Here is a 19634-nt window from a genome sequence, read left to right on the forward strand (position 1 = left end):
ATAAGATATAATACGAGGAGTGACAGGAAGGGATCAGTGATGAAGGAAAGAATACCCACCTATGAAGTAATAACCTTTGGCTGCCAGATGAATGACCACGACTCGGAAGTAATGGCCGGCATGCTGGAATCCCTGGGTTACGAACCAGCTGCCAGCACCGGTGAGGCCGATGTAATACTGGTGAACACCTGCTGCGTGCGGGAGACGGCCGAAAACAAGATCTACGGCCTTTTGGGGCGTCTGGCGCACTTAAAGGATAAAAAGGACGACCTGATCATTGGCATAGCTGGATGCATGACCCAGCAGCCGGAAGTGGCCCGCAAAATCAAAAACCGTTTTCCTCAGGTGGATCTTATCCTGGGTACCCACAACTTACACCGCCTGCCCGAACTCCTTTTACAGGTCCGGAAATGCCGGGAAAGGGTGATGGAGGTATGGGATCAGGCCGGCGAGATCGTGGAAAACCTGCCCATCCGCCGGGCCTCCAGGGTAAAGGCCTGGGTAAACATCACCTACGGCTGCAATAACTTTTGCACCTACTGTATTGTACCCTACGTGCGCGGGCGGGAGCGCAGTCGTCGGCCGGAAGATATCCTTAACGAGATTCGCCGGCTGGTACAGGAAGGCTATCGGGAGGTCACCCTTTTGGGGCAAAATGTGAACTCTTACGGCAAGGATTTGCCCGAACCCACCAGTTTTGCCCGCCTGCTAACAGAAATGGATCAAATTCCGAGTCTTTTGCGTATTCGTTTTACCACCTCCCATCCCCGGGATTTTACCCAGGAACTGATTGATACCATTGCCCGCTGTCCTCACGTGTGCGAACATATACATCTGCCCGTGCAGGCAGGTAGCAACCGCATCCTGAAGCTGATGAACCGGGGTTACGACCGGGACTATTACCTGGACCTGGTGAAGCGCATTCGGCAGGCTATACCCGGGGTGGCCATAACCACCGATATCATGGTAGGGTTCCCCGGGGAAACGGAAGAGGATTTTGCCCAGACCATGGATCTGGTGGAAAGGGTGCGCTTTGACGGCGCTTTTACCTTTGTATATAACCCCCGGCCGGGCACCCCGGCGGCGCGCCTCCCTGAGCAGGTACCCGACGAAGTAAAAAGCGAAAGGATCCAAAAGCTCATTGAAAGACAAAACGAAATCACCCTGGCCCATAACCAGGCCCTCGTTGGCCGGGTGGAGCAGATTCTGGTGGAAGGCGAAAGCAAAACCAACCCCGAAATGATGAGCGGCCGCACCAGGACCAACCGGCTGGTGATTTTCCCGGGCTCCAGGGACCTCGCCGGGCAACTGGTGAATGTGACTGTTACCGGAGCCCGCCTCACCCACCTGGAAGGCAAATTGGCGGCGACGGTATGATCAATATTTCCCCGGATGGGAGGTGATTGATGTGTCTGTAATCGCAAAGGCCCGGGAACTGGGAGAAGAAATTGCCCGCTCTCATGAGCTGGCGGCCATGATCCAGGCCCAGCAGGCCATGCTGCAGGATCCTGCCGCCAAGCAAATCATCGATGAATTTCATCAAAAGCAGCGGTTCCTGCAAATGATCCAGACTCAGGGCCTGGAACTTACGGAAAGCCAGAAGGCCGATGTGGAAGATCTGGAAAAGCGCATGATGGATAACCCGTTAATTACGGAATTTTTCCGTGCTCAACACAACTTCGAACAGTTACTGGAAGAAATCAACCAGATCATTAGCGATGCCATTTCCGGCGGCCAGCATTCCTGTTCCGATAAAAGCTGCAGTTGCTGCTGCGGCTGTGAGGCTTAGTTATGACTGCTGGCGCACCTGCAAGCGGCGGTAGCGGTTAATAGCGGCGGCAATTTCCTGCACCCGGGGGCGGGCATAATCCCCCGGGTGCTGGCCTTTAAAGGGAGATACAACATCCAGGCCCTCTCTATCCATATCCGCCAGCACCGCCAGGACTACTTCCCTCAAGGTTCGTTCCCCGTTAATGTAGTGTTTAGCCGCATACTTGATGATCTCAGCTATGGCCCGCAATTGAGCGGGGTCCACCAGTTGCTCCACATCCTGCAGGTCAATATCCATGTGGCCGTAGACAATTTCATCGGTACCCCGCGCTTTTACCTTGGCCCTTCCCTCGAGGATAAAGGAGGCAGGCAAAGGGATACGGGAGGTAACCCGGTTAAAAGTACCAACGGCCTCTACCCGGCGCTCATCACGGTGGCGCAAAGCAATTTCCCTGGCCCGCCGGGTTACATCCAGGGGGATGTAGTTTTGCATCATAATGACCCGGTCGGCCACCGCAAAGTAATCCCCCGATCCGCCCACCACCAGGACGGTTGAAACCCCCTGGTGCTCGTAAAGCTGGCGCACCCTGTCGATAAAGGGGGTGATGGGTTCGAATTCCTTGGCCACCAGTTCCTGCATGCGACCATCCCGGATCATAAAGTTGGTGGCACTGGTATCCTCGTCAAGAAGCAACAAACGGGTCCCCACTTCCAGGGCCTCCACGATGTTGGCCGCCTGCGAAGTGCTGCCACTGGCGTTTTCCGTGGAAAAAGCCCGGGTATCCTGGCCATGGGGTAAATTGTTTATAAAAGCGCTGATATCCACCTTTTCCACGCTACGGCCGTCCTCGGCCCGGATTTTCACCGCGTCATCCACGGTAATCACCAGTTCCCGCCCGTCTCCGGGGATATGGTTGTAGACTCCCCGTTCCAGAGCCCGTAAAAGGGTAGATTTGCCGTGGTAACCTCCTCCCACAATGAGGGTGACCCCCCGGGGAACGCCCATGCCAGTCACCGTACCGCGATTGGGCAGCTCAAAGGAAACCTCCAGTTCCGGCGGGGATTGAAAGGGAATTACCCGGCCCCGGGTTAAAGGGCGGTCGCTTACGCCACTTTCCCTGGGCAGGATGGCCCCGTTGGCCACAAAGGCCACCAGGCCCCGTTCATCCAGCCGGGCCCTTAAAAATTCCTGGTCTTCCACAAGTTCCACCTGTTGTTTTAAGGCGGCTGCGTCCAGACTTTTATAAAACAGGGATTCGTTGACTATAGACGGGACCTCTTCAAAGAAGATGCGCAATGCTTCCCGGCCGGTTATGGTACGCCCCCGGGCAGGCAGGCCAACGGTAAAACGGATCTCTACATACTCTTTATTCACAACTGCCCCGGTACGCTCGAGAATTTCCTGGCCGCAATGGCCTATAGCGATCAGGCCGCTTTTACCGGTACCCCGGTGCCCCCGGGCATGGCGGCTGATTGCCCGGCCAAACTGGCGCATCAGGTAGTCCTCCAGCGCAATTCTCCGGGGGGTGGTGGAATAAAGTTCGGGGGGGAAACCGGCCAAACGCTGGTCCACCCGCACCCGCAGGCGGCTGGGAGGTGCAAAGGGATCGCTTTGTACGTGATCAATAAAGAGAGTGTAACGGCCAAAGGAATAGCTACCGCTGATGGACTTATAGGCACCGTAACCACGGCCATCTATGCCCAGCAGGCGGGAACGCAGTGCTTCCTGGTTGGACAAGCAAAACACCTCTTTATTGTAATTTACTTAAGGGGAACGCCCGAAAACCCCGTGAAAAGTGCCATAAACCGAAACCCACAAAAAAAGCCACCCGGAAAAAGCTGCCCCCGGTGTGGCCCTGAAACAAGGCAAAACCCACGGCCTACAAAACCCGGCCCAGGTTCAGCAATAACCACAGGCGGTCGCCTTTTTTAATTACCCCCCGGAGGAACTCCATGTTGTCGCCCGCCACCGCCGGCGGTTCCATTTCATTGGCGTTGTAGCGACCCACCTCCAATACATTATCAACAATCATACCCACTTTTTGCCCTTCATACTCAACCACAATGATCCGGGTGGCATCGGTGTAATCCCGTACAGGCAGGTCCAGGCGCCTGTTAAGGTTAATCACCGGCACGATACTACCCCTGAGGTTGATGATACCCTCAACGTAGCTTTTGGTGTTGGGCACCCGGGTAATATCGGTCATGCGAATAATTTCCTGGGTTTCCTGGATGGGCAGGGCATATTGTTGATCATTTAATTGGAAGATTACCACTTGTTGCTCATCGCCCATAATTGACTCCCCTTCCTAATTACATCACACAATTAGCCTGAAGCGGCATGGCCCTGCGCCGCTTCCGCACTACAGGCTAAGGAAGGTTTTGACGAAAGGGAAGAAATTCCTGCCTGTGCCTGCGACAAATTTCTAAATAAAAGTCGCTCCTTCCAGGTTACCGCCCGCCCGGTTAAGTATGAGGCATGTGTCCCAGGGAACTACTTCTGGGGCTGGTCTTCCTTGACCAGCTTATCTTTGGGTGCGCCGCAGGACTTGCACTTGCCGGGCTTGCAGCGGGCCTCCACCACATTCCCGCACTCCTGGCACTTCCAGACAGCCATCTACTCACCCCCTTTTGCCGCCTGCCGGATTTCCTGTATAGCCTCTGCCGGATCCGGAGCACCAAAAACAGCCGAGCCGGCCACCAATACCGTAGCCCCGGCCCGGACCACCAGAGGGGCGGTGGAGGGACCGATACCACCGTCCACCTGGATTTCCACCTCCAACCCGGCACCATCCAGCATCTCCCGGATCTTGCTGATTTTGGGGATGGTCTGGGGAATAAAGGCCTGTCCACCAAAACCCGGGTTTACGGTCATGACCAGCACCAGATCAAAAAGTCCGGGCAGGTATTCCAGCACTTCAGGGGGAGTGGCCGGATTCAGGGCCACCCCGGCCATGGCCCCCTTTTCCCGGATGCGCGTGAGCGTGCGGTGCAGGTGCCGGCAAGCTTCCACATGCACCGTAACCAGGTCTGCCCCCGCCTCAACAAAGGAATCTATATAACGGTCGGGCTCTTCAATCATTAAATGAACGTCAAATAACAGCCGGCTGTGGGGCCGCAGAGCCGCCACCACCAGTGGTCCGATGGTAATGTTGGGCACAAAGTGGCCGTCCATGACGTCAAGGTGCAGGTAGTCTGCCCCGGCCCTCTCCACCCGCTGCACGTCTTCCAGAAGGCGGGCAAAGTTGGCCGAGAGAATCGACGGTGCTATTTTAATCACTCAGTATCTCCTCTCCAGTTCCATTACTTCCTGCAGCAGTCGCAAATAGTTTTCGTAGCGAAAGGCGGGGATTTCCCCCTCCTCGACGGCCTTTTTTACCGCACAATCGGGCTCCTGGAAATGCAGGCAGCCGGTGAAGCGGCAACCGTCGCGACGGGCCACGAATTCCGGGTAGAACTCCCCCAGTTCTTCCCGTTTCATTTCGGGTAAGTAAAGGCTGGAAAACCCCGGGGTATCTGCTACCAGACCCCCCCCAGGCAATCGCAGGAGCTCTACATGCCTGGTGGTATGCCGGCCCCGGCCCAATTTGCGGCTGATCTCCCCGGTTTTCAGATTTAAACCGGGGACCAGGGCATTTAACAGGCTGGACTTACCCACCCCCGAAGGCCCGGCCAGTACGGTAATATGCCCCTCGAGCAGGGCACGCAATTCATCAAGGCCGCTGTCATCCAGGGCACTGGTACAAACAACCGGATAACCTGCCTGGCGGTAGGCCTCGATCATATCCCGGATCAGTTCTTCTCCCAGGTCCACCTTGTTAAAACAAATGGCTGGCCCTACCCCGGCATGTTCGGCCTGAGTGAGAAACCGATCCAGTAAAAGGGTATTGGGGTCGGGATCCTTCACCGCAAAAACAATCAGTGCCCTGTCTACGTTGGCTACCGGCGGACGCACAAGGGTGGTCCGGCGGGGATGTACTTCTTCAATTACCCCCTGACCCCGAGGTTGGAGGCGAAAGGAAACCCGGTCCCCCACCAGCACCTGCTTCTTTTCCCGGCGAAAGCGTCCCCTCAAGGCGCAATCGTGGATTTCCTCACCGCTCGATACATAATAATGTCCGCCGTAAGCTTTGACCACCGTTCCTTCCCGCAGCATCTTTTAACCGGTTACGCTCCCCCCCTTTTCAATCATCGTCATCATTTTTCCCCTCTTGAAGAGGTTTCTGTTTCACCAGCTTATTATCAACGTATACCTCGATGGTAGCCCGACCGTAATAGCGTACGGTCGTTACTACCGTCTCCCCCGGTTGATGGGTATTTACGTAGGCTAAAGTGGTTCCCCGGACATCGTTAATCACTATTTTGACCTGGTGGGCCTGCCCGTCGTTGGGAAGGGGCACCTTTACCCTAACCTCCTTGGGTACAGGTCCCGGCCCCTTGCTTAAGGTTACCTTTACGGACGTACCCTGGTTAACTATGCTGTCGGGAGCAGGATCCTGGATGATCACCTGGTTCTGGAAGTAATCGGTACTCTCCACCCACTCGACATTTTCATCCAGGCTCAGGTTGTTTTCGGCCAGTTTGACCCGGGCCTGTTCCATCGTCAGCCCGATCAGGTTGGGCACCTTGGACTGCCTGGGTTTTGGTCCCAGGGAAAGATAAACCGTCACCGGAGTGTTAGGAGCTACTCGTTCCCCGGCGGCAGGAGATTGTTGAAAAATCAGGTCCGGGGGAACATTATCGTCGTAATCTTTCTGCACCTGTTCGGCCAGAACCAGACCCCTTTCAGCCAGGCGTATGCGCGCACCCTCCAGAGGCAGGCGGTACAAGTCAGGTACTTCCCGCAGGTCGGGGCCCAGGCTGACCGTGAGGGTAATGACCCGGGGAGGCTTTATCGGCGCGTGTTCCGGGCCAATATCCTGGTCAATCACATATCCTTCGGGGATCTTGGGATGGTGCACCTTGCGTACCGCCACCTGCAATCCCAAATCGGCAAGTATTCTCTGGGCCTCCGATAAATCCTTGTTTATCACCGACGGCACTGTTACTGGGGGTGGTCCTTCGAGATAATTGCTCAGGGCAAAGGCGCCCCCTGCCAAAAGGGCTACCAGGAGAAGGGCCAGGGCCACCCATCCCACCGGACGCAGCCTGCGCCGGCGCACCCCTTCTTCCCGGGGCTTCTCTACCGGCTTGAGCACCCGGGTGGCCATCTCATCCAGGGGAATGAAACGGGTGACCTCTTCCCCGTCCCGGGCAAAAAGATCTTCCAGGTGCCGGGCCATATCCCGTGCAGAAGCAAAACGCGATTGGGGATTTTTCTGCATAGCCCGCAGGACCACCTGCTCGAGCCCCGGGGAAACAGCTGGATTGCGCCGGGAGGGAGGCTCCGGTTCTTCCTGGATGTGTTTAATGGCTACAGCAATGGGACTGTCCCCGGCAAAGGGCACGCTACCGGTAAGCATTTCATAAAGGACCACGCCCAGGGAATAAAGATCTGATTGGGGGCCGGCCAGCTCCCCACGGGCCTGCTCCGGCGAGAGGTAGTGCACCGACCCTACAATGGTATCGGTCTGCGTGATGGTTGCCGCCGTGGCCTCCCGGGCAATGCCGAAATCAGTTAGTTTTGCCCGCCCGCTCTTCGTAATAAGGATATTATGGGGTTTAATATCCCGGTGCACTATGTTGTTTTCGTGGGCGTGTTCCAGGGCCTCCAGGATCTGGAAAGCTATCTGCACCGCCTTTTCCGGAGGCATGGCTCCTTCCCGGCGGATGACGGTTTTCAAGTCTTCCCCGTCCACATACTCCATCACCAGGTACTGGATGTCATCCTCCTGCCCCACATCGTAAATGGACACGATGTTAGGATGGGAAAGGCTGGCCACCGCCTGGGCTTCCCGGCGAAAACGACGGGTAAAGTCTTTATCCGAGGAGAATTCGGGGCGCAAGACCTTGATGGTAACCAGGCGGTTTAAGAAGGTATCCCGGCCTTTATAAACAATGGCCATTCCCCCTCCACCCAGCTGTTCCAGGATTTCGTACCGGTTCCCCAACTGCCTCCCAATCATTACTTGTCACCTCAAGTCTTGGTTGGGTAGTTTAGCTTTTCCAATTCCATTTTATTCTAAACTACGGGCCGGCAGTCAGTACCGCCCGGATCATCTCCCGGGCAATGGGGGCAGCCACCACCCCGCCGGCACCACCGTTTTCCACAATCACCGCCACCACCACCCGGGGCCTCTCGGCCGGGGCAAAGCCGACAAACCAGGCATGGGTGCCCCCTTTGGGATTCTGTGCCGAGCCTGTTTTACCGGCCACGGTTATCCCGGGGAGGGCCGCCCCCCTGCCGGTTCCCTCCCTTACCACGTCCACCATGGCCTCCTTGATGACACCGGCAACCTCCGGACTGACCGCGGTAAGCCAGGGCCGGGGGGCCGACTGTAAAAGAACCCCTCCCTGGGGGTCCTGCACCCGGGCTAAAAGATGGGGGCGCATAATCACCCCATCGTTGGCAATGGCCGCCGCCACCAGGGCCATTTGAAACGGGTTGACCAGCACCTCCCCCTGGCCGATGGCGCTGGAGCCCAGCTGGGGTTTATTCATCCTTTCCGGGGGGGTGAGGGTCCCGGGTCGGTAAGCAACCTCCTGGGGGCCACCCGCCCAGGGGTTTACAGTCAAGCCAAAGGCACGGGCAGTCTGGTAAAACCTTTTTGCTCCCATCTCCAGGCCCAGTCGGGCAAAAGTAGTATTGCAGGAAACCGCCAGGGCACGGCGAAAATCCACCTCCCCGTGGGCAGCAGTATCGCCAAGTCGAAAGCCGTCGATTATTAGACTGCCCTGACAATTAAAAATACGTTTGATTACCTCGGGATTTGTAGTCAGGGCACCGGCAGCGGTGATTAATTTAAAGGTTGAACCGGGCGGATAGGCTCCCTGGGTAGCCCGGTTTAAAAGCGGTGCCCCTTTATCTTGCTGCAACAAGTCATATACGGTGAGAACATTGCCGTCAGGGGAACGCCCGGCCGGTTGCCCGATGGCATTAGGGTCGTAGCTGGGACTGCTGGCCAGAGCTAAAATTTCCCCGTTCCTTGGATCCAGCGCCACGACTGCTCCCCGCCGGTTGCCGAGAAGTCGCATGGCCAGTTGCTGCAGGCGGGCATCCAGGGTAACTACCACATCGTTGCCCACCCGGGGACGCCCCAGCAGGCGGTCAATAATCACCTCAATTTTATCTTCGTCGGTCATGGCTAAAAGGTAACGGTCATACGCCGATTCCAGCCCGGTGCGCCCGTAACGCTGGGAGATAAAACCAACTACCTGGGCTGCATCTTTCCCCAGGGGGTAGCTGCGCCTGCCCTCCTGGCTTTTTGCCAGTACCGTTCCCCGGCGGTCGTAGATGGTGCCCCGGTGCACATTGGCCTCGTAAGCCGCCAGGCGCCGGTTGTGGGGATCTGTGGCCAGCGCCGGGCCAAGGAATACATTGATATAACCAATATAAAGGCTTAACAGGACAAATGAACCCAGGATCAAATAGCTTAACCGGCGGATGTTTGTTTTCATTTTCTCACTCGCCAATGTTTGCTCAGAAGCGCTAACCGTTTTCCAACGGCTTCAAGAGCTGTGTCTCGTGGGATATATTCAATAAAAGGCCCAAAATGATGAAATTGGCCACCAGGGAACTGCCGCCGTAACTGACAAAGGGCAAGGTGACGCCGGTTAAAGGCAACAGCTTGCTCACCCCGGCAATAATGATAAAGGCCTGCAGTCCCATCAAGGCGGTAAACCCTGTTGCCAGAAGACAGGCAAAATCATCCCGAGCTGCCAGGGCAATGAGAAAGCCCCGGTAAACAAAAAGCATGTAAATGATTAACAGGCCAAGACCACCGGCCAGGCCCAGCTCCTCCGTAATAGCCGCAAAAATGAAATCCGTATGCACCGCTGGAATGAACAGGGGAAGGCCGGCCCCCAACCCGGACCCGGTGAGACCACCCGCGGCCAGGGCGAAAAGGGACTGGACTACCTGGTAACCGGCAGTTTCCACGTACTGCCAGGGATTGAGCCAGACTTCCACCCGCAGCCGCACATGTTCGAAAAGGGCATAACTGCCTGCCGCCCCGGCTAAAAAAAGCGCCCCCCCCAGGCACACATAGGCAATCCGGGCAGTGCTGGCGTAAACCATGGCTAAAAAGGTGATGAAATAAATGAGCGCAGCGCCCAGGTCCTTTTGAAAGATTAAGAGCAAAAGGGAAACGCCCCACATGACCAGCAAGGGTCCCCATTCCTGCGGTGCCGGCAGGGCTACGCCCATTACCGTCCGGGTGCCCTCCGACAAGGCCAGGCGGTTTTCGGCCAGAAAGGCGGCCAGGAAGAGCACCAGCAGGATCTTCACAAACTCCGAGGGTTGCACCTGAAACAATCCTAAATCCAGCCAGCTTTTTGCCCCTCCCTGCTCCACCCCAAAAAAGATGGGCAACAAAAGGCCGATTACTCCTCCCAGGGCGTAAACATACTTATAATCGGCCAGCACCCGGTAACGGAGCAAAAAGCGGGTAATAACCCAAAGGGTGAACAGGCCGGCCATCAACCACACAAACTGACGAAACGCATAAGCCGGATTTAAACGATAAAGAAAAACCAGGCTGGTAGAGGAAAAAAGAGCCACCAGGGGCAGCAAAAAGGGATCCCCGGCAAAACCGGTCCACGACCAGAAGAAATGCAGGCCCCAGAAGGCCGCCATGGTGGCCAGCGCCCCCACCAGCACTACCGCTGTGGACGGCACCGGTTTCAGGAGATAAAGTGCTCCCGTCCCAACCAGCAGGTAAGCACAAGCCCAAAAAAGCAACTTCCCTTCGACGGCCCGCAAACGGAACACCCCGGGAGAAAACATTTCATTCCACCGCCATTAGAATCACGGTAATGTTATCACTGCCACCCCGCTCCAGGGCAGCCTGCACCAGCTTGCTCACGGCCCGGTTCAAATCCGGGTTTTTTTCCACCAGCATGCCTATCTCCTGAGGCGATAAATGCACCGTCAAGCCATCGGTGCACAGGAGTACTTTGTCACCTGAATGGAGTTTCACCCGCCCTCCATCCACTTCTACCCTGGGTTCAATACCCAGGGCCCGGGTGAGCACATTGCGCTGGGGATGACAACGGGCCTGTTCTTCACTGAGGCCCCCCAGCCGGACCAGTTCCTGCACCAGGGAATGATCTTCCGTAAGCTGGTGCATTTTTCCCTCGCGCAACAGGTATATGCGGCTATCCCCCACATGGGCCAGGTAAAGATAATTTTTTGCAACCAGTGCCGCGGTCAAGGTGGTGCCCATACCCCGGTAGCTCGCGCTACTGGAAGATAACTGATAAACCAGCCGGTTGGCTTCCTGCACACCCTGAACCAGCATTGTTCCCGGATCGTCCAGAAGGGGATGGTGTGCCTTAAGGAAGCGCACCAGTTCGGCGATGGCCATCCGGCTGGCAATTTCGCCGGCCTGATGGCCGCCCATACCATCGGCCACGGCAAATAAACCCAAACCGGGTTCTACGCACAGGCTGTCTTCATTTACTCGCCGTACCAGCCCCGCGTTACTGGCTTGACTCCACTTCATAAGCCCACCTCACAAATTGAAAGGTAACACCGCCGATACGTAAACGGTCGCCATCGGCCAGAACGGTGGGCCGGTCCAGGCGCACCTCATTAAGATAGGTACCGTTCAGACTACCCAGATCCTGCACCCAGTACTGGTCACCCCGGGAAAAAATAACCGCATGCTCCTGGGAGGAAAAAGGATCGGGAATAACCAGGTCGTTATGTTCCCCCCTGCCCAGGGTAATCCTTTCCCCCAGGTAAAAGGTCATTCCCTTTTCCAGCCGGGGATCGGGACTGGCCAAAACCACCAGCCGCCCACCTGGTTTCGGGACGGTAGCCTCCCGGAAACCAGCGCCGGAGATTCCCCCAGCGGCAGCCGGAGTGGCCATGACCGGGTTATCCCGTAGGCCCCAAAACATCTGGCGGACTACCACAAATAAGAAAGCGTAAAGGAGAAAAAGGAAAAGATACCGCAATACCGTCAGCAAAAGACCCAGCACATCATTCCACCTCGAAAACACAAAGGGTGGCGCCCATTTTAATGGTATCCCCCGGAGCTAATACCTTGGTATTCACCCGTACCCCATTAACATAAACACCGTTAGTGCTGCCCAAATCTGTAATCACATACTCGCCGCCCCGGTATTCCAGCTGGGCGTGGCGGCGGGAGACGCTGCCATCGCTTAAAACTACATCACAGGTATCCCGCCGGCCAATGACCATGGTGGAGGGTTGCAGAGGGAAAACCTTTCCTTCCTGGGGGCCGGCCTTGACTACCAGACGCGCCCTGGGCCCCGCGGGAACCACCGGTACCGGGGCAGTGTGCCGGGCCGGTTGATATTCCAGGGTATCCTCAAACTCCCCTTCCCTGTTCCCAGCCGGGCGTGCTTCCTCTTCGCCAGGTACGTAAACCGCTTCCCCAAAGCGTCCCTCAATGCGCATCTGCCCTTCCGGTACTGCCGCGTCCTCCTGGATTTCCACCCGGGGAGGGGCAACCAGGGTAAAGTTTTTTTCTTGCGCTTTCTGGGCCAGGTAATCCTGCAACTCCCGGGCCAAAAATGGAGCAATCGAAGAGACCGCACGGTAATCCTCCGGGTGTAAATAAATGGTAAACTCATTGGGTACATAAATCCGGCTGATACTTATCCGTTTCCGGTCCCGCATTTCCCGGGCCAACCTCTTGGCCATTTCCAAAGGCTGTACCCGGCCTTTAAATTTATCCCGGAAGAAGCCCTCAATGTATTTTTCCAAACTGCCTTCCAAACCGGAAAAGAGTCCCATGGGGTCCCCCTCCCTACCCATTCAATCCCAAGACCCGGCACCGCAGCTGCCCGCAAGCGGCATCAATGTCGCTGCCCAGTTCCCGCCGCACCGTTACTGAAAGCCCGGCCTTTCCCAGCAAATTTTTGAAGCGCTGTACCCGCACCGCGGGAGTGCGGGAAAAATCCCTTCCGCCCACGGGGTTCGCCGGGATGAGGTTGATATGGCAAAGCAATCCTCCCACCAACTGGGCCAGCTCAAGGGCACAGCGGGGGCTATCGTTCACCCCGGCCAAAAGGGCATATTCAAAGGTAATGCGCCGGCCGGTAAGTTTTATGTATTCCCGGCAGGCGGGTATCAACTCCCCCAAGGGATGGCGCCGGTTGATGGGCACAAGCCGGTTACGCAGCTCATCGTTGGGAGCATGCAGGGATACGGCCAGGGTTAGGGGCAGGCGCCGCCGGGCCAGCTTTAAAATCCCCGGTACCACCCCACAGGTAGAAAGGGTAATATGCCGGTACCCAATATGTAAACCGTAAGGTGCGGTAAGATGTTCCAGAAAAATCATGACGTGGTCGAAGTTGTCCAGGGGTTCCCCGGAACCCATGAGTACCACGTGGCTGATCCTCTCACCAACGTCGGATTGCATGGCCAAAACCTGATCGTACATTTCCCCCGGTGAAAGGTTGCGAATAAGACCGCCAATGGTGGAAGCACAAAAACGGCAGCCCATACGGCAACCAACCTGAGTGGAGATGCAGGCGGAACGGCCGTATGTGTGGCGCATGAACACGCTTTCTACGGCCTGGGCGTCGGCCAGGCCAAAGAGGTATTTGATGGTATCCCCCCGGCGGGAAACCTGCTTCTGAACCAGGGTCAAGCCCCGCAAAAGGGCCATCTCTTTTAGCCTGGCTCGCAAGTCCTTGGGCAGGTCGGTCATCTCATCCCAGGACGGGCAACCCCGCTGAAAAAGCCAGCGGGCTAGTTGCAGGGCCCTGTAAGGAGGTTCCCCCAACCGGCCTAAAAGGTCCTTTATCTGGTCAAGGGTGAGGTCCTTTAAATTAACCATGGCCGTGTTCCCCGTTTCGTCGACATCACCTATCCCTATATTATACATTATACCATACCCGTAACTAAATTTTTTCAGAACCTGGAGCGTTTGCTATCGGCGGCGGTCTCCCTCCTCAGGCCAGTGGCTCCTTGGTGACGACTGCCACCCTTGCCGTAATAGTTTTTTCACGCGGGAACCCTTTTGCGCAGGCGGGCCATAAAAAAGCCATCCATTCCGTGCCGGTGGGGTAAAAGCTGGATATAACCGCGGGATAGGGTTCCCTGTTCATCCAGACCGGCAGGCAAAAGTGTAGAAAGATCTTCCAGTTGAAACTCTGGATGGCGGGTTAGAAAGTCTTCCACCTGGCCGAGGTTTTCTTCCCTGGTTACGGTACAGGTGCTGTACACCAGCACCCCGCCCGGTTTCAGGCAGCGGGCCACCCCCTCCAGCATCTCTTTTTGCAGGCCTGCCATTTCTGCAATGGAATCCCCGGTCTTGCGCCAGCGGGCATCGGGCCGCCGGCGGAGCACCCCCAACCCGGAACAGGGAGCATCCAGAAGGACAAAATCGGCCCATTGATGCATGCTTTGGTCAGGGTAACGGGCATCCGCCTCCACGGGCCGGACACAGGTGATGCCCAGCCGGCGGCAGTTGGCGGCAATCAATTTTATTTTGTGGAGATGGATGTCCAGGGCAGTTATTTCCCCCCGATCCTCCATCAACTGGGCCAGGTGTGTGGTCTTAGTACCTGGAGCAGCTGCCGCATCCAGTACCCGCGCCCCCGGGAAAGGCGACAGGGCATGTCCCACCAGGATGGAACTTTCATCCTGGACCAGGAACAGGCCTTCTTCAAAGGGAGCAAAGCCGTGCAGGGAAGGAAAACCGGCTATCTTCAATCCTTCCGGAGCAAAGGAGGCAGGTTCCGCCGTCACACCCTCTTCCCTTAAGCGTTCCATCAATTCCTGCCGGCTGACCTTCAGGGTGTTGGTACGCACCGTGTTGGGAGCCGGGCCGTTGTTGGCCTGACAGAGGGCTATCGTTTCCTTTAGGCCATATTCCTTAAGCCAGCGCCGGACCAGCCAGGCCGGATGGGAGTAACGCAGGGAAATGTGGGCAACCGGGTCGTCATTTAGATCGGGAAAAGGTATCTGCCTGCCCCGCCGGGCCAGGTTACGCAACACCCCGTTTACAAAACCCACCACCCCGGGGTGACCGTAACGGCGGGCCAGTTCGCTGGACTCATTGCATGCCGCTGCATCGGGCACCCGCTCCATGTACATGATTTGATAGGCCCCAAGACGCAGAATATTCCGGATCCACGGGTTCTGGGAGGCCAAGGGTTGGCGTAAGAAGTGGCCCAGGAGCCAGTCCAGAGTATTTAAATGGCGCAGGACGCCGTAGGCCAGCTCGGTCGCAAAGGCCCGGTCCAGCTTACCCGGGCGGTAATGTTCCAGAATGCGGTCCAGGGCCAGGTTGGCATATGCCTTCTCCTGATCCACGGTATATAAAACTTTTAAGGCCACTTCCCTGGCATTGATCCGGGCCAAAACAAATCACTCCTTATCCAGCCCGCAAAAGTAGCGAATGGCTCCCTCCACCATGGGTATGGACACGCAGGTATTAAAACAGGGTCCGCAGGGTCGCTCGTTGGTCACCCCCAGAACGGGAATGGGATTGCTATCCAGAATGCCACTGGCCAAATCCCGTTCGCAGGCAACGGCTACAATCGCCCGGGGGTGGTATTCTCGCACGTATTTGCGGGCCAGGGTACCACCCGTAGCCAGGCCCATATTAAAACCGTATTTATCCTTCAAGTCCAGCAACTTGCTTATACAGCATCTCCCACAGCGGCGGCAGTTATCAACATGGACCGTGATTTTATGGGGACATTCGCTGTACTGCAGGCAGTGGGGTACAAGCAAAAGCAATTCTTTTGGCTGCACCTTCAAGTGCCTGGCCTGTACCAGCTGGTTGTTGACTTCAATAAAGGATCTTTTAATCCGGTTGGGGTCTATGCGCAGCAGGCGGCCAAGGGCAAGGGCCACCGGGAAAAACAAATTTACAGCCACCCGCATGGGTCCCTGCAGCGGCTCAAAGGTACGGGCTGCCAGAAGGGTAATCACTATTCCCGCCAGGCCGCCAAAAGCCCAAAAGACGACCCCTACCAGCAGGGAAACCATGGTAAAAAGGATCACCTGGTAGGCAATCGAACGGGCCGGGTTAAAAATCAAGTACCAGGTACCCGCCGCCAGTAAAGTTACCAATAACAGGCTGGCTCCTAAAAGCCCTAAGAATAGCCGCTTATGAGTGTTCATGAATAGCAACCGCCCTTTGTCCGGCTCAGAACCGTCCCCGGAGCCAGGGGGTGGCCGCGCAAAAACTCCGCCACGGGTAAACGCCGTCCCCCCTGCAGCTGCACTTCCTGCAAAGATAGACACCCCCTGCCCGTGGCCACCACCACTTCCTCATCGGCGGCTATCACCTGGCCGGGCAAGACTCCTTTTGGAACAGCTTCCTCCTTCACCACCGCCCGCCAGACCTTGAGCACCTGTTCTCCCCACCAGGTCCGGGCACCTGGCCAGGGGTCCAGCCCCCGGATCTGGTTGTATAAATCCCGGGCGGGTCTCTCCCAGTCAATTATTTCATCCTCCCGGGTTAAGGGGGGTGCATAGGTGGCGAGACTGTCTTCCTGGGGACAGGCATGAAGGTGTCCCTGTTTTAAGAGGTTCAGGGTTTGCAGCAAAAGCTCCGCCCCCAGCTGGGCCAGCCGGTCGTGAATCGCCCCGGCGTTATCCGCTTCACCAATAGCCACGGCCTGCTGCAACAGGATGTCACCCGTATCCAGACCCTCGTCCATGAGCATGATGGTTACACCCGTTTCCCTCTCCCCATTCATGATCGCCCGGTGAATGGGAGCAGCTCCACGGTAACGGGGCAGTAAAGAAGCATGAATATTGATACATCCCCGGGGAGGAAGGTGCAAAATGGAGGGCGGCAGGATCTGTCCAAAGGCCGCCACCACAATTACTTCCGGCTCCAACTGTTTAAGCTGCTCAACAAAGGCAGCGTCCCGTACCCGGACGGGCTGCAGGACCGGTAGCCCCATGTGCAGTGCAGCTTGTTTCACCGGAGAGGGTTGAATTTTTTTGCCCCTACCTTTGGGACGATCGGGCTGGGTAACCACTCCCACCACCGGGTATCCGGCACCCACCAGCCCCTTCAGGGCGGGCACGGCAAAGTCGGGAGTACCCATAAACACAACACGCATAAATCCTTCGCTCCCTAATCAGGCCCCTGGTTTGACACGCCGGATGCGCACGGCCCGGTCGATAAATAGTATACCATCAAGGTGATCAATTTCATGCTGCAATGCCCTGGCCAGGAAACCTCTGGCGTGGTGTTCTACCGGGTTACCGTGCCTATCCAGTCCTTTGACCCGCACTTCAGTGGCCCTGGTCACTTCCCCCACCACATTGGGTAGACTCAAACATCCTTCGGTATCAGTTTCTTCTCCCCGGGCCTCTACAATTTCAGGATTGATTAACTCAATTAAGCCTTCTCCAGTATCCACCACAATTACCCGCTTTGACACCCCGATCTGAGGTGCGGCCAGCCCTACCCCCCGGGCGTGATACATGGTGTCCCGCATGTTATCCAGCAGCTTATGAATATTGGGGGTAATTTTGGCAACCGGCCTAGCCTTTTCGCGCAATACCTCATCTCCATAAAGGACGATCTTAAAAACTGCCACCCCTTAAACCTCCTCAATTACATCATACTCTGTGGGGCAATGTCCACGGAAACCTGAACCCGGCGGTACCGGCCCGTCCCGGAAAAACCGTCCAGGGCGACCGTTACCGCTTCCCGCAGAACGCCTTGCGCCGAAGCTTTCAATACCAGGTGCCAGCGGTAGCGATCCTTAATGCGGGTGAGGGGAGCAGGGGCCGGCCCCAGCAGTTCAACCGGCACGCCAGCAGCATGGACTGCTTGTGCCAGGAAATCTGCCGCCTCCTGGACCTCCTTTTCCATCCTCCCGGTGACCAACAACCGGGCGAGGTGGGTATAAGGAGGGTAGCCCAGGGTCCGCCTTAAAGCCATTTCCCGGCGGTAAAACCCCTGGTAATCGTGGTTTTGGGCACAGGTCACGGCATAGTGATCCGGAGAATAAGTCTGGATCAGCACCTCTCCCCCCTGCTCTCCCCGGCCGGAGCGACCGGCCACCTGGGTGAGCAGCTGAAAAGTACGTTCGCTGGCCCGAAAATCGGGCATATAGAGGGAAATATCGGCATTGATCACTCCAACCAGAGTTACGCCGGGAATATCCAGCCCCTTGGCCACCATCTGGGTACCAATGAGGATGTCCGCTTCACCCTCACGAAAACTATCTACGATCTCCCTGTGGGCACCCCGTCGGCCTACGGTATCGCTGTCCAACCGCAGAACGCGGGCCGTAGGAAATAATCGCCGGATTTCCTGTTCTACCTTTTGGGTGCCCATGCCCAGATAGGCTACATGCCGGCTACCGCAGCCGGGACACAGGGAGGGAGCCAGCACACTGTAGTTGCAATAATGACAGCGCAGCCGCCCGCTCACATGATAGGTGAGGGAAATATCGCAGTAGGGGCATTTCAGCACCAGACCGCACTCCCGGCAAACCACCAGCGTGGAATAACCCCGCCGGTTTAAAAAAAGGATAACCTGTTCCCGGCGGGACAACCGCCGGGCGATGGCTTCCTGAAGATCACGGGAAAAGATGCCCTTGTTCCCTTCCTGCAACTCCCGGCGCAGGTCGACAAGGCGCACGGAAGGCAAGGGAAGTTCGCCCACCCGCCGGGTCATTTCCAGCAAATGGTACACCCCCCCACCAACGGCCTGGCAATATGATTCCAGGGAAGGGGTTGCGCTGCCCAGAACTACCACCGCCCCGGCATACCCGGCCAAACGCAGGGCCACCGTCCGGGCATGATAGCGAGGACTTTCCTCCTGTTTGTAGGAGGGTTCGTGTTCCTCATCTAAAATAATCAAACCGGGTTGCTCCAGGGGGGCAAAAATGGCCGAGCGGGCACCCAGCACCACCCCGGCCTCCCCGGTACGAAGGCGCTGATATTCATCATATCTTTCCCCGTCGGAAAGGCGGCTATGTAGCACGGCCACCTGGCGGCCAAAACGCCCCCTGAAAATATCAATCATCTGGGGGGTAAGGGCAATTTCCGGAACCAGCATCATGGCCTGTTTTCCCCGGGCCAGGGCCGCAGCGATGGCGTGGAGGTAAACCTCAGTTTTCCCGCTGCCCGTTACCCCGTGGAGCAAAAAAACCTGCCGTCCGCCTTTTTGATCCAGGGCCTCAATAATCTTGCTTACCGCCCGGATCTGTTCCCCATGGAGAACAGGTGGTTTTATCCTTTTTTCAGGCAAATCCTGGCACGGATCCCGGAACTCAATGCGTTCCTCACTGCGTAAAAGCCCCCTGGCAACCATGGCATCCACCACCCGGGGGGAAACACCGGCCGCTTCTGCCAGTTCCTTCCTGGACAGGCCGGGGCGGGCCTGAATAACCTGCCACACCGCAGCACTCTTTGGTGCTCGCCGGGGATCGGGAACCTCGCAGCAGGCTGCCGGCCACAATCCCCGTACCTTTTTCGGCCCCTTCACCTGTAAAAGGGGCCAGATCATGGCTCGCAGTGCTTTAACCGTAGGGCAGAGGTAATAGGCCGCCATCCAGCGGGCCAGAGCCAGTTGGTGGGGGGTGAATAGGGGCCCCTCGTCTAAAAGGGCAGCCACATCCTTTAAATCAGCAGGGTTCGGTGCCGGACTAAAACCAACCACATAGCCCTCTACTTTACGGCGACCGAAGGGTACCAGCACCCGGCTGCCAACCTGCACCTTGCCCGCCAGGGAAGGGGGCACGTTATAATGAAAGACCTTGTCCACCTGACGGAGAGCTAAAGACACCAGCACTTCCGCGTGCAA

General features: G+C 56.9%; 19 protein-coding genes. 2 read left to right on the forward strand and 17 right to left on the reverse strand.

Annotated features, from left to right (window positions below; translation table 11 throughout):
• The first annotated feature begins 39 nt into the window (after positions 1-39).
• On the forward strand, positions 40-1377 hold the full coding sequence (miaB, locus tag D7024_RS10115; RefSeq protein ID WP_121451692.1) for a tRNA (N6-isopentenyl adenosine(37)-C2)-methylthiotransferase MiaB: 1338 nt from the start codon (positions 40-42) through the stop codon (positions 1375-1377).
• A gap of 31 nt (positions 1378-1408) precedes the next feature.
• Positions 1409-1789, forward strand: a complete 381-nt coding sequence (locus tag D7024_RS10120) for a YlbF/YmcA family competence regulator (RefSeq protein ID WP_121451693.1) — start codon at positions 1409-1411, stop codon at positions 1787-1789.
• Here the strand turns inward: D7024_RS10120 and D7024_RS10125 are convergent, their stop codons facing one another.
• The 17 genes from D7024_RS10125 to priA form a co-directional block, all read right to left on the reverse strand.
• Positions 1790-3508, reverse strand: a complete 1719-nt coding sequence (locus D7024_RS10125) for an ABC-ATPase domain-containing protein (protein WP_121451694.1) — start codon at positions 3506-3508, stop codon at positions 1790-1792.
• 142 nt (positions 3509-3650) lie between these two features.
• Complete coding sequence (locus D7024_RS10130) at positions 3651-4064, reverse strand: chemotaxis protein CheW (protein WP_121451695.1); 414 nt, start codon at positions 4062-4064, stop codon at positions 3651-3653.
• A gap of 200 nt (positions 4065-4264) precedes the next feature.
• Complete coding sequence (locus tag D7024_RS10135; RefSeq protein WP_121451696.1) at positions 4265-4387, reverse strand: RCKP-type rubredoxin-like domain-containing protein; 123 nt, start codon at positions 4385-4387, stop codon at positions 4265-4267.
• The gene (rpe, locus tag D7024_RS10140; protein ID WP_121451697.1) at positions 4388-5050 is read right to left on the reverse strand and encodes a ribulose-phosphate 3-epimerase; all 663 of its coding nucleotides are present in this window, start codon (positions 5048-5050) and stop codon (positions 4388-4390) included. It lies immediately after the preceding gene.
• A complete protein-coding gene (gene rsgA / locus D7024_RS10145; protein ID WP_207666921.1) occupies positions 5051-5926 on the reverse strand; it encodes a ribosome small subunit-dependent GTPase A in 876 nt (291 codons plus the stop codon).
• 28 nt (positions 5927-5954) lie between these two features.
• Positions 5955-7820, reverse strand: a complete 1866-nt coding sequence (pknB, locus tag D7024_RS10150; protein WP_341466976.1) for a Stk1 family PASTA domain-containing Ser/Thr kinase — start codon at positions 7818-7820, stop codon at positions 5955-5957.
• 76 nt (positions 7821-7896) lie between these two features.
• Complete coding sequence (locus D7024_RS10155; protein WP_121451699.1) at positions 7897-9327, reverse strand: peptidoglycan D,D-transpeptidase FtsI family protein; 1431 nt, start codon at positions 9325-9327, stop codon at positions 7897-7899.
• 31 nt (positions 9328-9358) lie between these two features.
• On the reverse strand, positions 9359-10654 hold the full coding sequence (locus tag D7024_RS10160) for an FtsW/RodA/SpoVE family cell cycle protein (RefSeq protein ID WP_121451700.1): 1296 nt from the start codon (positions 10652-10654) through the stop codon (positions 9359-9361).
• Position 10655: 1 nt separating this feature from the next.
• A complete protein-coding gene (locus D7024_RS10165) occupies positions 10656-11372 on the reverse strand; it encodes a Stp1/IreP family PP2C-type Ser/Thr phosphatase (RefSeq protein WP_121451701.1) in 717 nt (238 codons plus the stop codon).
• Complete coding sequence (locus tag D7024_RS10170; protein ID WP_121451702.1) at positions 11350-11853, reverse strand: FHA domain-containing protein; 504 nt, start codon at positions 11851-11853, stop codon at positions 11350-11352. Before D7024_RS10170 ends, D7024_RS10165 begins: the two co-directional genes overlap by 23 nt.
• A gap of 1 nt (position 11854) precedes the next feature.
• Positions 11855-12634 carry an FHA domain-containing protein gene (locus tag D7024_RS10175; RefSeq protein ID WP_121451703.1) on the reverse strand — a complete coding sequence of 260 codons (780 nt, stop codon included), beginning with the start codon at positions 12632-12634 and terminating at the stop codon, positions 11855-11857.
• A 13-nt stretch (positions 12635-12647) separates the two neighbouring features.
• Positions 12648-13682: a dual-specificity RNA methyltransferase RlmN gene (gene rlmN, locus D7024_RS10180; protein WP_121451704.1), complete on the reverse strand. Its 1035-nt coding sequence runs from the start codon at positions 13680-13682 to the stop codon at positions 12648-12650.
• 167 nt (positions 13683-13849) lie between these two features.
• Positions 13850-15211: a 16S rRNA (cytosine(967)-C(5))-methyltransferase RsmB gene (gene rsmB / locus D7024_RS10185; RefSeq protein WP_121451705.1), complete on the reverse strand. Its 1362-nt coding sequence runs from the start codon at positions 15209-15211 to the stop codon at positions 13850-13852.
• Positions 15212-15217: 6 nt separating this feature from the next.
• Positions 15218-15979, reverse strand: a complete 762-nt coding sequence (locus D7024_RS10190; RefSeq protein ID WP_121451706.1) for a DUF116 domain-containing protein — start codon at positions 15977-15979, stop codon at positions 15218-15220.
• Positions 15976-16932, reverse strand: a complete 957-nt coding sequence (gene fmt / locus D7024_RS10195; RefSeq protein WP_121451707.1) for a methionyl-tRNA formyltransferase — start codon at positions 16930-16932, stop codon at positions 15976-15978. Before fmt ends, D7024_RS10190 begins: the two co-directional genes overlap by 4 nt.
• An 18-nt stretch (positions 16933-16950) precedes the next feature.
• Positions 16951-17415, reverse strand: coding sequence for a peptide deformylase (gene def / locus D7024_RS10200; RefSeq protein ID WP_121451708.1), 465 nt, complete (start codon positions 17413-17415; stop codon positions 16951-16953).
• Between the two features lie 17 nt (positions 17416-17432).
• Positions 17433-19634 carry a replication restart helicase PriA gene (priA, locus tag D7024_RS10205; RefSeq protein ID WP_121451709.1) on the reverse strand — a complete coding sequence of 734 codons (2202 nt, stop codon included), beginning with the start codon at positions 19632-19634 and terminating at the stop codon, positions 17433-17435.

Source organism: Desulfofundulus salinus, from assembly GCF_003627965.1.
GTDB lineage: Bacteria > Bacillota > Desulfotomaculia > Desulfotomaculales > Desulfovirgulaceae > Desulfofundulus > Desulfofundulus salinus.